Source organism: Azospirillaceae bacterium, from assembly GCA_028283825.1.
Taxonomy (GTDB): Bacteria; Pseudomonadota; Alphaproteobacteria; order Azospirillales; family Azospirillaceae; genus Nitrospirillum.
Genome location: JAPWJW010000003.1, coordinates 740,633 through 756,146 on the forward strand (window position 1 = coordinate 740,633; position 15,514 = coordinate 756,146).

Here is a 15,514-nt window from a genome sequence, read left to right on the forward strand (position 1 = left end):
GACAATAACGCCAACATCCCGGGAACGGCGAGCCCAATGCCTTTCAGCACAGAGAGTTAACTCAACGATGCGCCGCATCCAGGGCGCGGTTCAGCGCCAGGACGTTGACGTGCGGCTCGCCGATCAGGCCCAGCAAGCGGCCTTCGACCTGGGCGTCGACCGTGGCGCGCACCGCACCTTCCGTCATGCCGCGCGCCTTGGCGACGCGGGCCACCTGGTAATAGGCGGCGGCCGGACTGATGTCCGGGTCCAGCCCGCTGCCCGAGGCGGTCACCAGATCCACCGGCACCGGGTGATCCTTGGTGGCGCCATACTTCTCCACGTCCGCCGTCACGCGATCCACCAGGGCCTTGGAGGTGGGGCCCAGGTTGGAACCCATGGAGTTGGACGCGTTGTAGGGGGCGGCCACGGTCTTGGTGCTGTCGCTGGGGTCCACGTCGGTGGTGGCCGACGGGCGGCCCCAGAAGTACTTCTCCGACGTGAAGTTCTGCCCGATCAGGCGGGACCCCACCACCGTGCCGTCGGTGGTGGTGACCAGGCTGCCGGCCGCCTGTCTGGGGAACAGCACGCCGGCGATGCCGGTCATGCCCAGCGGGTAGGCCAGGCCGCACAGCACGGTGAAGAACAGGGCCAGGGTGATGGCCGGGCGGAATTGCTTCAACATTTCAGGATGCTCCTCAGGCCAGACCGATGGCGGTGATGCCCATGTCGATGACCTTGATGGCGATGAAGGGGATGACGATGCCGCCCAGGCCGTAGACCAGCATATTGCGCGACAGCAGGCTGGCGGCCGGCAGGGCGCGGTACCGCACGCCCTTCAGGGCCAGCGGGATCAGCGCGATGATGACCAGGGCGTTGAAGATGATGGCCGACAGAATGGCGGACTGCGGTGTGGCCAGGTGCATGATGTTCAGGGCGTTCAGGCTGGGATACAGCACCGCGAACATCGCCGGGATGATGGCGAAGTACTTGGCCACGTCGTTGGCGATGGAAAAGGTGGTGAGCGCGCCGCGGGTCATCAGCAACTGTTTGCCGATGCCCACGATCTCGATCAGCTTGGTGGGATCGCTGTCCAGATCCACCATGTTGCCGGCCTCGCGCGCGGCCTGCGTGCCGGTGTTCATGGCCACGCCCACGTCGGCCTGGGCCAATGCTGGCGCATCGTTGGTACCGTCGCCGCACATGGCGACCAGCCGCCCCTCCGCCTGTTCCTTGCGGATCAGGGCCAGCTTGTCCTCCGGCGTCGCCTGGGCCAGGAAGTCGTCCACCCCGGCCTCGGCCGCGATGGCGGCGGCGGTCAGCGGGTTGTCGCCGGTGATCATCACCGTGCGGATGCCCATGCGGCGCAGTTCGGCGAAGCGGTCGCGGATGCCGCCCTTGACGATGTCCTTCAGGTAGATGACGCCCAACACCCGGTCATTGCGCACCACCGCCAGCGGCGTGCCGCCGGCCTTGGAGATGCGCTCCGTGATCGCTTCCAGTTCCGGATGGCGCACCGGCTGGCTGCCGCGCAGGGCCGCCACGTGGCGCAGCACGGCGTCCACCGCCCCCTTGCGGATCTGCACGCCGCCGTCCAAATCGACACCGCTCATGCGGGTCTGCGCCGCGAAAGGGACGAAGCGGGCGTTCAAGGCGCCCATGTCCTTGCCGCGCAGGCCGTACTTCTCCTTCGCCAGCACGACGATGGACCGGCCCTCCGGCGTCTCGTCGCTCAAGGACGACAGTTGGGCGGCCTCCGCCAGTTCGCGGTCGGTCACGCCCGAGACGGGAATGAACTCGGCGGCATGACGGTTGCCCAGGGTGATGGTGCCGGTCTTGTCCAGCAGCAGGGTGTCGACGTCGCCCGCCGCCTCCACCGCGCGGCCGGACATGGCCAGCACGTTGAAGCGCACCAGGCGGTCCATGCCGGCGATGCCGATGGCGGACAACAGCGCGCCGATGGTGGTGGGGATCAGGGTGACGAACAGCGCCACCAGCACCACCACCGGCACGCCGCCGCCGGCGTAGGCCGCGAAGCCGGGGATGGAGACGACGGCCAGGATGAAGATCAGGCTCATCCCCACCAGCAGCAGGTTCAGCGCGATCTCGTTCGGCGTCTTCTGCCGTTCCGCGCCCTCGACCAGGGAGATCATGCGGTCTAGGAAGGTGGAGCCTTGGGCCGCCGTGATGCGCACCACGATGCGGTCGGACAGCACACGGGTACCGCCGGTGACGGCCGACCGGTCGCCGCCGCTCTCGCGGATCACCGGGGCGGATTCACCGGTGATGGCGGATTCGTCCACCGTGGCGATGCCGTCCACCACCTCGCCATCACTGGGGATGATATCACCGGCGTCGACCACGACATGGTCGCCCACCTTCAGGTCGGCGGCCCCCACTTTCTGAAAGGCCGCCGCCGGGATGGCGGCCCCTTTCGTGGCCAGTGGGCCGGTCAGGCGCTTGGCCACCGTCTCGGTGCGGGTCTTGCGCAGGCTGTCGGCCTGGGCCTTGCCCCGCCCCTCGGCCACCGCCTCGGCGAAGTTGGCGAACAGCACCGTGAACCACAGCCACAGCACGATCTGGAAGGAAAAGCCGGTGCCGGCCGCCCCCGACACCATGTCGCGGGCCAGCAGGACGGTGGTCAGCAGGGCCACCGCCGCCACCAGGAACATGACCGGGTTCCGCACCAGGGTGGCGGGGTTCAACTTCACAAAGCTGGCCTTGACGGCCGGGCCCAGGATGGCGGGGTCAAGCAGGGCGGACTTCGCCATGCGGCGGGTGGTCTCCACCGGCGCCGGACCGGGCTGGGGCGCTGCGGGGTGGACCATGGAAGGGGATGACATCTCATAATCTCCGAAGAACGGATGACGCCAAAACAAGGGGAGCGGCTCAGTAGGTCGTGCCGGCGGTGAGCTGCAGGTGCTCCACCACCGGGCCCAGCGAGACGGCGGGGAAGTAGGTCAGGCCACCCACGATCACGATCACGCCGACCAGCAGGCTGACGAACAGCAGGCCGGTGGTGGGGAAGGTGCCGGCCGACACGGGCACGGACTTCTTCGCCGCCAGGGCGCCGGCGATGGCGAGTGCCGGGATGATGATGAAGAAGCGGCCGATGAACATCGTCACGCCCAGGGTGGTGTTGTACCAAAGCGTGTTGGCGGACAGCCCGCCGAAGGCGCTGCCGTTGTTCGCGGCACCCGAGCTGTAGGCGTAGAAGATTTCCGAGAAGCCGTGCGGCCCGTTGTTGGCGATGCCGGCGGTGCCCAGGGGAATGGCCGACGCGATGGCGCCGAACACCAGGATGACCAGCGGCATGGCCAGAACGGCCAGCACGGTCATCTTCACCTCTTTCGCCTCAAGCTTCTTGCCGATGTATTCGGGCGTGCGGCCCACCATCAGGCCGGCCACGAACATGGCGATGATAGCCATCAGCAGGATGCCGTAGAGACCGGCGCCGACACCGCCGACGATGACCTCGCCCAGCAGCATGTTGACCATGGGCACCAGGCCGCCCAGGGGCGTGAAGCTGTCGTGCATGCCGTTGACGGCACCGCAGGAGGCGTCGGTGGTGATGGTGGCGAACAGGGCGGTGTTGGCGATGCCGAACCGCACCTCCTTGCCTTCCATGTTGCCGCCGGGGCTGAAGGCGCTGGCCGCCTGGTCGACCGGCAATCCCGCCAGCAGGGGGTTGCCCTGGGCCTCCGCCCAATAACAGACGCCGACACCGGCGATGAACAGCACGCCCATGGCGGCCAGGATGGCCCAGCCCTGGCGCTCATTCCCGACCATGCGGCCGAAAACGTTGGTCAGGCCGGCGCCGATCACGAAGATCGCCAGCATCTGCACCAGGTTGACCAGGGCGTTGGGGTTCTCGAACGGGTGGGCGGAGTTGGCGTTGAAGAAGCCGCCGCCGTTGGTGCCCAGCATCTTGATCGCCAATTGCGAGGCCACCGGCCCCTGCGCGATCACTTGCTTCACCCCCTCAAGCGTCGTCGCCTCGGTATAGGCGGCCAGGTTCTGCGGCACGCCCTGCCAGACGAAGAACAGCGTCATGACGATACACAGCGGCAGCAGGATGTAGAGGGTGGCACGGGTCAGATCGACCCAGAAGTTGCCGATGGTGCGCGCGCCGCGCCGGCTGAAGCCCCGCACCAGCGCCAGGGCCAGCACGATGCCGGTGGCCGCCGACATGAAGTTCTGCACCGTCAGGCCGGCCATCTGCACCAGATAGCCCATGGTGCCCTCGCCGCCGTAAGCCTGCCAGTTGGTGTTAGTGACGAAGCTGATGGCCGTGTTGAAGGACAGGTCCGGTGACACCGCCGCCTGGCCCTGGGGGTTGAAGGGCAGCAGGGCCTGCAAGCGCATCAGCGCGTACAGCACCAGGGCACCCATCAGGTTGAACAGCAGCATGGCGATGGCGTAGGTCAGCCAGTGCTGCTCCGCCTTCTCATCCACGCCGGCCAAGCGGTAGATCGCCCGTTCCAGCGGGCGGAAGAAGCGGCCGAGGACGGAATGCTCACCATTGAAGACACGGGTCATGAAGCCGCCCATCGGCCGCGTCAGAACCAGGATGATCGCCGCGAACAGGACGATCTGAAGGATACCGTTGAAGGTCACGAGAGTGGTCTCCGCACACACGAAGGCCGGCGCTCAGAAGCGCTCGGGCCGGATCAGGACGTAGACGAGGTAGAGGGTCAGGCCGATCGAGACGGCTCCGCCCAGGATCAGGTCGAACATGGCGGTCACAGCCTTTCGCAGGCGTAGGCGTAGGCCACGCCCAGGCCGAAAAGCCCCACCAGCAGGGCAAGCATGATGACGTCGAGCATGCGGAATTCCTCACGAACGAAGCCCGGAAGGCGCCCTCGAAAACGGGCCTTCCGGACAGGATGGGTCGAGGCTGAGGAAACCGCCGATGGCCATCAAAATTCGATGGCAAAGCCGGGGCGGAGAAATAAAAGGATTTTAATGGAGATTGCTTGTCCCGTCCTTGACAGGAACGGCCGTCCTCTTCCAATTGAGGCCCTTACCGCATTCATAATTCACGCTTTGGCGACCGGTGGCGCCTCTTCCCCCACGGCCTGGAACCATGAGCGACAGCCTCAAAACCGTTTATGCGCGGCTGGCCCCGGACACCCAGGCGCTGCTGCACGCGGCCGCCTTGCACAAGCATCCGGGACTGCCGCGATCCGCCCTGCACAGCGTGATGCGGGAAGCGGCGGGATGGAATGCGGCCACGGTTGATGGCCACCTTGACATATGCCGGGAACAGCGGCTGATCGAGGGGCGGGATGACCTGAGCCTTCCCCCGGACGTGGCCGCGGCGGTGCTGGAGACGCCGCCGCCCTTAGGGGCGAAAGCGACGGCCATCCGGGAAGCCGTCTACCGCCGCTTCATCAGCGCGGCCGAGGGCGAGGGAGACATAGCGCTGCCCCTGTTCACGGCCGATCCGGCGCATTGGAAAGCGGCCGGCGTCCTGCAACCGGCGGATGCCTACACGGTCGGCCTCGCCCTGCTGGACCTGGATCAATCCGCCGCCGCCCTCCCGTGGTTCCAGATCGCCGTTACGGATGCCGAACAGGGCGACGAACAGGGGCGGGTGGACCACCAGTATCGGGGCGCCAGCTTGCATGAAGCGGGCTGCTGCCACGTCCGGCAGGGGTTGGTGGAGCAGTCCATCCCCTGGTTCCGGCGTGCCGTCGCCGCCAAGGAGCAAGGCGACATTGACGGCCGGGTGAACAGGCACAGCCTGGGCGCCAGCCTGCATCACCTGGGATGCGCCCTTTCGCGCCAGCACCTCTACGACCAGGCCCTGCCCTGGCTTCGGCGCGCCGTCGACACCATCACGCCGGACGACGCCGGCGAAGAGTTGGATGAGGTGGATTACGAAATCCTGGGCGGCAGCTTGCATGAGACCGGCCACTGTCTTTCCCGCCTGGGTAAGGATGGGGAAGCCTTGCCCTGGTTCCAGCGCGCGGCCGAGGCCGGCGGGCGGGGCGATCCCCGAGGGCTGGTGGATCACGAAAGTTTGGCCCGCAGCCTGCATCAGGCAGGCCGCTGCCTGTACAATCAGGAACTATATGAACAGGCATTCCCCTGGTTCCAGCGCGCCGCCGAAGCGAGCGAGCGGGGCGATACCCAGGGGTTGGTGGACCACGAAAGTCTGGGCCGCAGCCTGGAGCACGCCGGCCATTGCCTATACCGCCAGGAACTGTACGAGCAGGCATTGCCCTGGTTCGAACGCGCGCTCAAGGCGGCCGAGCAGGGTGACGGCAACGGGCTGGCGGACCAGTACACCCTTTGCAACAGCCTGTTCCACGTCGGCGACTGCCTCGCCAGCCTGGGACGGCATGAGCGGGCCGTGCCCTTCCTCCAGCGCGCCATCACCGAATTGAAGCACAGCGACCTGGATGACCAGGAATACAAGGAAAACATCAATGTCGCCCTTAGGATCGGCGCTTTCAGTCTGCGCCATCTGGGCCGGAAGGCGGAGGCACGCGCCTGGGAAAAATGGGCCCACGCGCCGGCCCCTCCTAAAACCTCCGAACGGAACCGCATTGATTGAATGCCGCCATCAGGACGCACCATGATGGCGTCGGAACCTGAAAGGAAACCAGGCCGAATGCCCCTGACGACGGCGCCCTTGTTACTGATGGCCACACTCGCCACGGCCACAGTGTGCCTGACGGCGACCCACGCCCGCGCCAGGGAAGCGTCGGACCTGGCCAACCGGGCCATCCGCGCGCTGCATCCCCATTTCGATCCGGCCGGCGATCCGGCGCGCCTGGAACCGGACATGGCGCTGGTGGGCGCACCGGCCTTCAAGGCCTGGGCGCCGGCCGTCAGCCCCTTGCGGCCCGTCCCCATCCGGCAAAAGGGCGTGAAGCCGCCGAAAGGTCCCACCCTCTACCTGCTAGCCCTGGCGGAACGGGATGAGACCGACAGCACCGTGGACTTCCAGGTGGAGGTGGCGGTGTTCTCGGCCATCGACGGCCAACTGACGCTGATCAGCCGCGATACGCTGGATGACCTGGACCTGGTCACCGACCAGGGCGCCCATCTGGACGGCGCCACCCTGGATCTGGCCCCCTATCGCATCAGCGACGGGGAGACCGCCTTCGGCCTGCGCATCCAGTCCGGGTTTGACGCCGGCGTGAACGCGCGCCTGTCGGGGGAGACGCTGTACTTGCTGCGCCCGACGCCGGACAACACCCTGGTTCCGGTGTTCGACGCGCCGGTCGCCTATCAAGGCTTCGATGGCAAGGCGGCACCCCAGGGCGAGGTGGAGATGGAACCGGGCAAGACCAAGGGTTTCCACGACCTGACGCTGAAGGCCGGCAACCGCAGCACCCGTTATGTCTGGACCGGCGACGCCTATGAGATCGACGTCGGGCAGTAACATAAAGAAAGGGCCGGCGGTCGCCCCGCCGGCCCCAGTCTGGTCCGTGGTCAAGAAGTCCCGGTGCAGGGTCTCAAGGCGTGGCAGCGTCCGCCACCTGAACTTCCAGCGGGCACGGACGGTTGGCGGGACAGACGGCGCCGGTGGGGCGGATGCTGACCAAGGCGGTGCCGCTGCGGTCCAGGCCCAGGACGCGGGCCGCGGCGGCCGACAGGTCCAGCACCCTGCCCTTGACGAAGGGGCCGCGATCATTGACGCGGACCGTCACCACCCGGCCGAGGGCCGCCACCTCGATCACCGTGCCCAGCGGCAGGGTGCGGTGGGCGGCGGTCAGGCCCTCGGGATCGTAAGCCTCGCCACTGGCGGTGGGATGGCCGGCATGTTCGCGGCCGTACCAGCTGGCGCGGCCCATCTGGACCGCGCCGTCACCGCCAGCGAAAGCCGGCGCCGCGGCCAGCCCGGCGGCAAGCGCCAGGCCGGCCCAACCCCATCGATGCGCCCTCATGGGACCATCACCATCGTTGTTTCGAAGAATGCCGTTCAGCCGCCGAGCGGGATCAGCATGTCCAGGCCGAAGGTGGTCTGGCTGCGTCCGCCGTCGAACGGCCGGGCATCGCCCAGGGAGCGGTCGAGACGAACCTCCGGGCGCAACGCCAGACCGTCCGGCAGGTCCCAGCCCAGGCTGGCCGCAGGCTTCCACGTCAGGCCCACGGTCAGCGCGCCGTAGGTGGCGCCCTGCCCCGCCGACAACACCGGCACCTGCGTCGGCTCCCCCGCCTCCGCCAGCACATAGTCCTGGTTGCCCTGGAAGGCGGCGACGTAGAAGCCCTCGACGTCGCGGAACACCTCCGCGCGGGCCGTCAGCGACAGGCTGTCGTCGAACTTCCAGGTGGCGTACTGGGCGGCACCCATCGCCTCCGCCCTCACCAGGTCATCGCGGACATAGTTCAGTTCGGTGATCAGGGTCAGGGTCTCGCCGGCCTTGACCGTCAGCACCGCGTCGTTGATCCAGCGCGCCTCATGGTTGGCGTTGGTGAAGCCCAGCGGCGCCTTGGCGCTGGCATTCTCCGGCCCCACATGGGTCAGGGCCACCAGGGTGACGTCGCCGTCCGGCGTGGCGTAGCCGAAACCGAAGATGCCGGACCAGGCGTCGTTGTTGTCGCCATCATGCCCCAAACTGGTGTTCACGCCGCTGTCGACGCCGCCGTACAGGTCGACGCCACCGGACAGGTGCAGCGTGGCCAGCGCGCCGGTGTGCTTGAACGGCAGGCCGAAATTGAAGATGTAGCTGTGGCTGTAAAGCAGGTTTGACGACGCCAGGATGGTCTCAGCACCTAAGGGCGAAGCGTACTGCCCCACCTTCAAATCCAGGCTGCCGCCCGCCACCTGGGGAACGTGAAAGGCCACGTTGGCCTCCACGATATCCAGCTGCGTGCGCTCCCCGATGTCGCGATCCAGTTCGCCCAGAAAGTGGGTGTAACGCGCGTCGGTGCCATACATGCCCTGAAGCTTGAAGCCCCAGCCGAAATCGTCGCCGGTGCCCGCGTCCTTGGCGATGGTGCCGACCGCCTGGTTCAGCACCAGCTGGTCGGTGCGGTCGGTGAACAGATGGCCGTAGTTGGGCCCCTGGGCGGCATCGTGGTCAGCGACAGTGATGCCGGCCTCCACCAGGCCGCTGACGGTGATGCCGGCCGGCGTGTCGTCGGCGCGGGCGGCGTGGGCGCCCAGCAGCAGCGCGCAAGCGGCACCGGCCGTGGCCAGGCGAGCCCGGCGGGGAATGGTGGATAGGATGGAATGGGACATGGGAAGGCGTCTCTCAGGCTTCTGAAGGGCCGCACCCGAAGGGGCGCCGCACAGGGGCCAAGAGACGGCATCGCCGCCTTAAAGTTCGATGTGAAAGCCGGGCACCGAAAATCAAAAAGCCTTAATCCCGCGTCACTGCCCGCTATTGGCAAACCACCGCGCCCGTGAAACCATGGCCTCCAGCAAACCCGCCCTCGGCATGAAGGCGCGGGCTTATAATCGGGAGGAGACCCAGGCCATGACGATGTTGTGGGAAAAGTCCTATCCGCCGGGCGTCCGCTGGGACAGCCTGCCGCCCCTGCCCACGCTGGTGGAGGATCTGGCGCACGCGGTCGCCACCTGGCCCACCAACCCCTTCCTGATCTGCCTGGGCCAGACGGTCAACTTCGCCACCTTCGGCGCCCTGGTGGACCGCGCCGCCGCCAATCTGGCGCGGATGGGCGTGGGGCCGGGCGTGCATGTGGGCCTGCACCTGCCCAACACGCCGCATTTCGTCCTGGCCTTCTATGCCACCCTGCGCGCCGGCGGGGTGGTGGTGCCCTTGAGCCCGCTGGACGCGGAACGGGAACTGACCCACAAGCTGGCCAAGGCCGATGTCGGCCTGGTGATCAGCTTCGCCGGATTGGCCGACAAGCTGCCGGCCGGTGCTGCGGGCAAGGTGCGCGTGCTGGTGGCCGGCCCACACGACTTCGCCGGCCAGGGCTTGCCGGCCGAGGCGCTACCCCACGGCGCCCTGCCCTTCACCGCCCTGCTGGCGCCGGCCGAGGCCCCCGCCGCCGGCTGGCCGGCGCCCAAGCTGGACGATCTGGCCTGCCTGCAATTCTCCGGCGGCACCACCGGCCTGCCCAAGCCCGCCATGCTGAGCCATGAGAACCTCAGCGCCTCGGCGTCGGCCTACGACATCTTCAGCGACTATATGGGCCTGACGCCGGGCGTGGAGCGCATGCTGGTGGTCCTGCCGCTGTTCCACATCTACGCCCTGGACACGCTGATGGTGCGGGCGGTGCGCAATGGCTATTGCATGATCCTGCACCCGCGCTGGGACACCGACGCCGTGCTGGACAGCATCCGCGACCACCGTCCCACCCTGTTCGCCGGCGTGCCCACCATGCACCGGGCCATCGTCTCCTCCCCCCGCGTGAAGGAGATCGACTTCAGCAGCCTCAAGTTCGTGGGCAGCGGCGGGGCACCCCTGCCCATCGAACTGGCGCATGAGTTCGACGCCCTCACCGGCCGCACGGTGCTGGAAGGCTGGGGCATGAGCGAAACGTCACCCGCCGGCACCATCACCCCGCCGACCCGGCGCAAGGTGGGGTCGGCCGGCGTGCCCATGCCCGGCATCACCATCGAAATCCGTGACCTGACCGACCCGCACGCGGTGCTGGGCGTGGGCGAGAAGGGGGAGATCTGCATCAAGGGCCGCAACGTCACCCAGGGATATTACAAGCAGCCGGAGGAAACGCGCGAGGCCTTCATCGACGGCCTGTTCCGCACCGGCGACATCGGTTACCTGGACGAGGACGGCTTCATGTTCATCGTCGACCGGCGCAAGGACATGATCCTGTGCGGCGGCTACAACGTCTATCCCCGCGTGGTGGAGGAGGCGATCTACGAACACCCCGCCGTGGCGGAGGTGATCGTCATCGGCGTGCCCGACAGCTATCGGGGCGAAAGCGCCAAGGCCTTCATCACGCTCAGGCCCGGCGTGCAGCCCTTCACGGTGGAGGAACTGCGCGCCTTCCTGGTCGACAAGCTGGGCCGCCATGAACTGCCCACGGCGGTGGAGTTCCGCGACACCCTGCCCAAGACCGCCGTTGGCAAGCTGTGGAAGCAGCCCCTGGTGGCCGAGGAACGCGCCAAGGCGGCCCAGGTCGGCACGGTGACGGCGGCTTAAAACAAGGATCAGGCGTCAGGCCTGCTCGTACCAGCGCTTGGCCCCGCTTTCATCAGGGAAGTCGGTGGAGAGCGCCAGGTCGCGCTGCGCCTCCACCGCCGCCAGCCGATTGGTGAGCGCCTTGGTGATCAGGGCATAGGCGTCGCCGCCCAGGGCCAGGCGCAGGGGGGCGGGTTCCTGCGCCACACTGGCGATCATGGCGTCGACCATCCGGGCCGGATCGCCCGGCGACTTGAAGTCCTTGTTGTCCAGGACGCGGTTGACCATCCGTGAGGGTGAGGAATCGTAGGCCGGGTTCATCGGACCGACAGTCGCGGCACCGCGGAAATCGGTGCGGGCCCCACCCGGCTCGACGATGGTGCAGCCGATGTTGAACACCGCCACCTCCTGCGCCACCGCCTCGATGAAGCCTTCGATGCCCCACTTGGTGGCGTGGTAGAGGGAGCCGCCGGGGAAGGCCACCTGCCCGCCCAGGCTGGACAGTTGCAGGATGCGGCCGCCGCCCTGCGCCCGCAGGTGCGGCAGGGCGGCACGCACCAGCTGGATGGACCCCAGCAGGTTGGTGTCGATGTGGTGGCGCACCTGCGCGTCGGTCAGTTCCTCCGCGGCCCCCATCAGACCGTAGCCGGCGTTGCTGACCACCACGTCGATGGTGCCGAAAGCCGCCCAGGCGGCATCGACCACCCCCCGGATGGCGTCGGTGTGGGTGACATCCAGCACCGCCGTCCACAGCCGGTCGCCGTATTGGCCCCTCAGATCATCCACCGCCGACGGGTTGCGCACGGTACCGGCGACGCGGTCGCCCGCATCCAGCAGCTTTTCCGCCATCACGCGACCGAAGCCGCTGCTGATGCCGGTGATCAGCCAGGTTTTCATCTGTCATCTCCTTGGGTGCCGGGCAAAGCGGGGGCGCTGACCGGCGCGCGTCCACGCCGGCCAGGACCGCTGTCCCGTGCGATTGAAAAGTTCCATGCCAGGCCCATCCATGTTAGACGGAGGGTGGCTCCGTTTTATATACGGAGGAGTCCTCCGTTTATCAAGAGGGTTTTGGATCGCATGCCGGACTCACCGGAACAGGGCCCGTCGCGCAAACCCCGCGCCGACGGCGAACGCAACCGGTCGCTGCTGATCGCCGCTGCCAAGCAGGCCTTCGCTGAAAAGGGCACGGCCGCCAGTTTGGAGCAGATCGCGCGCGACGCCGGTGTGGGCATTGGCACCCTCTACCGCCACTTCCCCACCCGCGACGCGCTGGTGGAGGCGGTCTACCGCCAGGAAAGCGACGCGCTGGTGGAGGCGGCCGCCCGGCTGGCCGCCGATTTGCCCCCGGTGGAGGCCTTGCGCGCCTGGCTGCTGCTGTTCATTGAGTACCTGGCGGCCAAGGAGGGCATGACCGACGCCCTGAACGCCCTGATCGGCGGCACGGACGCACTGTACAGCGCCTCCTCCGCCCGCATCACCGACGCCATCGGCACCCTGGCCCGCCGGGCCGCCGAAACCGGTGCCATCCGCCTGGACATCGAACCGCTGGACCTGGTCCGCGCCATCGCCGGCCTGGCCAAGCTGAACCCGGCGGCGGACTGGAAACGCTCCGCCATCCGGATGGTGGACATCCTGCTGAACGGGCTGCGGGTCGGGCCGTGAGAATGGCACCGTCGAAACCAATGGCGGCCCCACTGCGTCAGCCTGTATTTCCTTGAAGGCGCCCTGATCCCTGCCCGAAGGAAGCAGCGACCCCATGAGCAGCCCTACAGCGACCACCCCGGAAAGCCGCGCCGATTATCGCCATTTCCAGCCCATCACCACCCGCTGGGCCGACAACGACGCCTATGGCCACGTCAACAACGTGGTCTACTACAGCTACTTCGACACGGCGGTGAACCAGCACATGATCGAGAAGGGTGTGCTGGCACCGGACAAGGGCACGGCCATCGGCCTGGTGGTGGAAACGCAGTGCCGCTATTTCGCGCCCATCACCTTCCCCGACCGCGTCACCGTGGGCGTGCGGGTGGCGCATATGGGGCGCAGCAGCGTGCGGTATGAACTGGCGCTGTTCCGCAATGACGAGGACGCGCCGGCCGCGGCCGGCCACTACGTCCACGTCTATGTCGATAATGAGACCCGCCGCCCCACCCCCATTCCGGAGGAGGTGGCGGCCATCCTGCGCGGCATGGTGGTCGGCGCTTGAGTTACGGCGCCGGGTGGGCTTGCGCCGCCAGCGCGCGGGACCGGCGCAGCAGGCCGGTGGTGACGGTCAAGGCCAGGCCGGTGACCGCCAGCACGGCGTCCACCACCAGGGCCGCGGCCGGCAACGGCCCGTCCCCCCACTGTCCGGTCGCATGGCCGGCGGCGTGCGTCCCCGCCAGGATCACCAGGACGAGGCCCAGGGCCAGGCGCAGGACGCGTGAGGCCTGCTCCCCACTGGCAAGCGCCAGCGACAGGATGGGCAGGATCAGGGTGGGTGCCCAGAAACCCCGGACGTAGGCGTGCTCGTTGGCCAGCCCCGGCACCAGGGTGGTGGCGGCGGATAGGGCCATGGCCAAGGGCACGCCCCAGGCCACGCCGGCCCACACCTTTTCCAGACGCGGCAACGCGCGGCCCCGGTCGCGCCGGCGGGCCAGGAAGATGGAACAGCCGGTGGCGCAAATGACACTGAGCGCCAGGCCTAGCACGCCGTAGACCAGGCGCACGGCCAGGCCACCGAAGGTGGCGCAGTGCAGGGCCAGGGCGGCGGCGTAGACCCGCTTGCCCACCGGGCCACCGATGAAGCCGGAGGGCGTCACCAGGTCGCCCTTGGCGTTGAGGTAATAACGGTCGCCCTGGGCCAAGCCGTCATAGCGGCCCATGTCCATCATCACGCTCTGGCCGGCCGTGCCCGGCCGCTCGATATAAAGGAAGCGGGTGGTGCGGTGGCTGCCGGGCATGGCCTCTTCCACCCGCTGTTGCAGCAGGGCCACGGACGGCATGGGCGCCGGCGTGGGATCGGCCGCGATCTCGGGTCCTGACAGGGGGGCGGCGGCGCGCGTCGTGTCACCCTTGAAGCCCACCTGCGCCACCGTCAGCAGCATCACGCCGGCCAAGGCGAAGATCAGGCCGGTGATGGTGATGCCCAGGTGGAAGGGCAGGCCCCAGACGCTGAGCCGGTTGTGCAGGTCGGCCAGACCCAGGCGGCGGGCGCCGGTCAGGCGCAGGGCGAAGGCATCGCGGAAGATGCGCGGGTGGCTGAGCACGCCGGAAAACAGCAGCGACAGCAGGGCGATGCCCACCAGGCCCACCGTCAGCGGCCCCCACAGGCCGGGCAGGCTCAGTTCCATGTGCACCTCGCCCATCACGTCGGTCCAGTTGTCGGACGGCGTGGGCGACAGGGTGCCGTCGGCGGCCGCGCGCCACATGACGCTGCCGCCACCGGCGGTGAAGGCATGCACGGCCATGTGCGGCCAGTCGGGCCGGGGCAGTTGGCCATAGAGGGCGATCACCTTGTCCACGCCCCCCGCCTGGGCGACCGCACGCTCCAGCCCGGTGGCCATCGCCGCGTCGATGGCGGCGGCCGGCAGTTCCGGCGTCTCCGCCGTGCCCGCCCATTCCCAGCGGCTGAGATCCTCGGCGAAGACCGACAGGGTACCGGTGAAGCAGACGATGTAGACCAGGGCGCCCAGGGCCAGCCCCAGCGCGGAATGGCCGGCCAGGGAGGATTGGACGAAGCCGCCCTTGGCCGCCTTGCCCTTCCCCTTGATGTCGGTGGGGTCGGGATTCTTGCGGCGGGCCAGGGCGCGGGCGGCGAAATGCTTCAACATAGTCTCAAACCCTTCCCAGCCAGGCGGCGCCGACGGTGATGATGGCCACCGGCGGCAACAGCAGGCCCACACGGGCCAGACGCCCATCGACCAGCGCCCAGGTGGTGGCGGCCCCCCAGGCGATGGGGCCGACGAAGCCGGCGGCGACCAGCCGGTTGGCCTCCACCCCGCCGGCATGCACCGCCACCAGGGCGGCCAGCGCCAGGCCGATGGCGGCGGACAACGGCCCCGCCAGCAGGGTGCGGGCGGTACCCCGCAAGGTGGTGACCCAGCGCCGGCCGATCGGCGCCGACGGGGCGGCTTGCGGCGTCTTCGGCGCGCGGTGCGGCCGGCGGCGACGGTCCATACCGACCGCGACCACGACGAAGCCCACCACACTGAAGGCCAGGATACCGATGGCGATGGCCTTGTCGGCATCGGCCAGCGCCAGCCAGCCGGCGAAACCCGCCAGCAGCAGGCCCCATCCCGGCAAGGTGCGCCAACGGCTGGCTTCCGCCGACGCCCAGACCCGCCGCAACTGGATTATGCCCAGCACGGTCAGGACCAGGCCCACCCCGAACCCCACAACACCCGCCATCCGCAACCCCATACGCCGACACCCCGCCGAAGCGGGCGTCCCCGAATTCACGAACGGCACTATAGATAGGAATA

14 protein-coding genes are annotated in these 15,514 nt (G+C 68.3%); 5 read left to right on the forward strand and 9 right to left on the reverse strand.

Features of this window, described 5'->3' with window-relative positions:
* Window positions 1-61 precede the first annotated feature (61 nt).
* From kdpC to kdpF, 4 genes are all read right to left on the reverse strand, one after another.
* Window positions 62-664, reverse strand: a complete 603-nt coding sequence (gene kdpC, locus PW843_15410) for a potassium-transporting ATPase subunit KdpC (protein ID MDE1147987.1) — start codon at window positions 662-664, stop codon at window positions 62-64.
* 13 nt (window positions 665-677) lie between these two features.
* Window positions 678-2,750 (reverse strand): potassium-transporting ATPase subunit KdpB, encoded by a 2,073-nt coding sequence (gene kdpB, locus PW843_15415; protein ID MDE1147988.1) that lies wholly within the window; start codon window positions 2,748-2,750, stop codon window positions 678-680.
* 118 nt (window positions 2,751-2,868) lie between these two features.
* Window positions 2,869-4,596 (reverse strand): potassium-transporting ATPase subunit KdpA, encoded by a 1,728-nt coding sequence (gene kdpA, locus PW843_15420; GenBank protein MDE1147989.1) that lies wholly within the window; start codon window positions 4,594-4,596, stop codon window positions 2,869-2,871.
* Window positions 4,597-4,629: 33 nt separating this feature from the next.
* A complete protein-coding gene (kdpF, locus tag PW843_15425) occupies window positions 4,630-4,716 on the reverse strand; it encodes a K(+)-transporting ATPase subunit F (GenBank protein ID MDE1147990.1) in 87 nt (28 codons plus the stop codon).
* A gap of 349 nt (window positions 4,717-5,065) precedes the next feature.
* Here kdpF and PW843_15430 point away from each other — a divergent pair, with 349 nt between their 5' ends.
* Together PW843_15430 and PW843_15435 are read left to right on the forward strand one after the other, a co-directional pair.
* Window positions 5,066-6,541, forward strand: coding sequence for a tetratricopeptide repeat protein (locus PW843_15430; GenBank protein ID MDE1147991.1), 1,476 nt, complete (start codon window positions 5,066-5,068; stop codon window positions 6,539-6,541).
* Between the two features lie 57 nt (window positions 6,542-6,598).
* A complete protein-coding gene (locus PW843_15435) occupies window positions 6,599-7,375 on the forward strand; it encodes a hypothetical protein (protein MDE1147992.1) in 777 nt (258 codons plus the stop codon).
* A gap of 73 nt (window positions 7,376-7,448) precedes the next feature.
* Here PW843_15435 and PW843_15440 read toward each other — a convergent pair whose 3' ends face one another.
* Together PW843_15440 and PW843_15445 are read right to left on the reverse strand one after the other, a co-directional pair.
* Complete coding sequence (locus PW843_15440) at window positions 7,449-7,880, reverse strand: septal ring lytic transglycosylase RlpA family protein (protein ID MDE1147993.1); 432 nt, start codon at window positions 7,878-7,880, stop codon at window positions 7,449-7,451.
* 35 nt (window positions 7,881-7,915) lie between these two features.
* A complete protein-coding gene (locus tag PW843_15445) occupies window positions 7,916-9,178 on the reverse strand; it encodes an outer membrane beta-barrel protein (GenBank protein MDE1147994.1) in 1,263 nt (420 codons plus the stop codon).
* A gap of 238 nt (window positions 9,179-9,416) precedes the next feature.
* Here PW843_15445 and PW843_15450 point away from each other — a divergent pair, with 238 nt between their 5' ends.
* Window positions 9,417-11,072, forward strand: coding sequence for an AMP-binding protein (locus PW843_15450; protein MDE1147995.1), 1,656 nt, complete (start codon window positions 9,417-9,419; stop codon window positions 11,070-11,072).
* A 15-nt stretch (window positions 11,073-11,087) separates the two neighbouring features.
* Here the strand turns inward: PW843_15450 and PW843_15455 are convergent, their stop codons facing one another.
* Window positions 11,088-11,948 (reverse strand): SDR family oxidoreductase, encoded by an 861-nt coding sequence (locus PW843_15455; GenBank protein MDE1147996.1) that lies wholly within the window; start codon window positions 11,946-11,948, stop codon window positions 11,088-11,090.
* A 180-nt stretch (window positions 11,949-12,128) separates the two neighbouring features.
* Here PW843_15455 and PW843_15460 point away from each other — a divergent pair, with 180 nt between their 5' ends.
* Together PW843_15460 and PW843_15465 are read left to right on the forward strand one after the other, a co-directional pair.
* Complete coding sequence (locus tag PW843_15460; GenBank protein ID MDE1147997.1) at window positions 12,129-12,713, forward strand: helix-turn-helix domain containing protein; 585 nt, start codon at window positions 12,129-12,131, stop codon at window positions 12,711-12,713.
* Between the two features lie 94 nt (window positions 12,714-12,807).
* Entirely contained in the window at window positions 12,808-13,257 is a 450-nt protein-coding gene (locus PW843_15465) for a thioesterase family protein (GenBank protein MDE1147998.1), read from the forward strand.
* A gap of 1 nt (window position 13,258) precedes the next feature.
* Here PW843_15465 and PW843_15470 read toward each other — a convergent pair whose 3' ends face one another.
* Both PW843_15470 and PW843_15475 read right to left on the reverse strand, forming a co-directional pair.
* Entirely contained in the window at window positions 13,259-14,863 is a 1,605-nt protein-coding gene (locus tag PW843_15470; protein MDE1147999.1) for a PepSY-associated TM helix domain-containing protein, read from the reverse strand.
* Between the two features lie 4 nt (window positions 14,864-14,867).
* Window positions 14,868-15,440, reverse strand: coding sequence for a hypothetical protein (locus tag PW843_15475; protein MDE1148000.1), 573 nt, complete (start codon window positions 15,438-15,440; stop codon window positions 14,868-14,870).
* Between the last annotated feature and the right edge of the window lie 74 nt (window positions 15,441-15,514).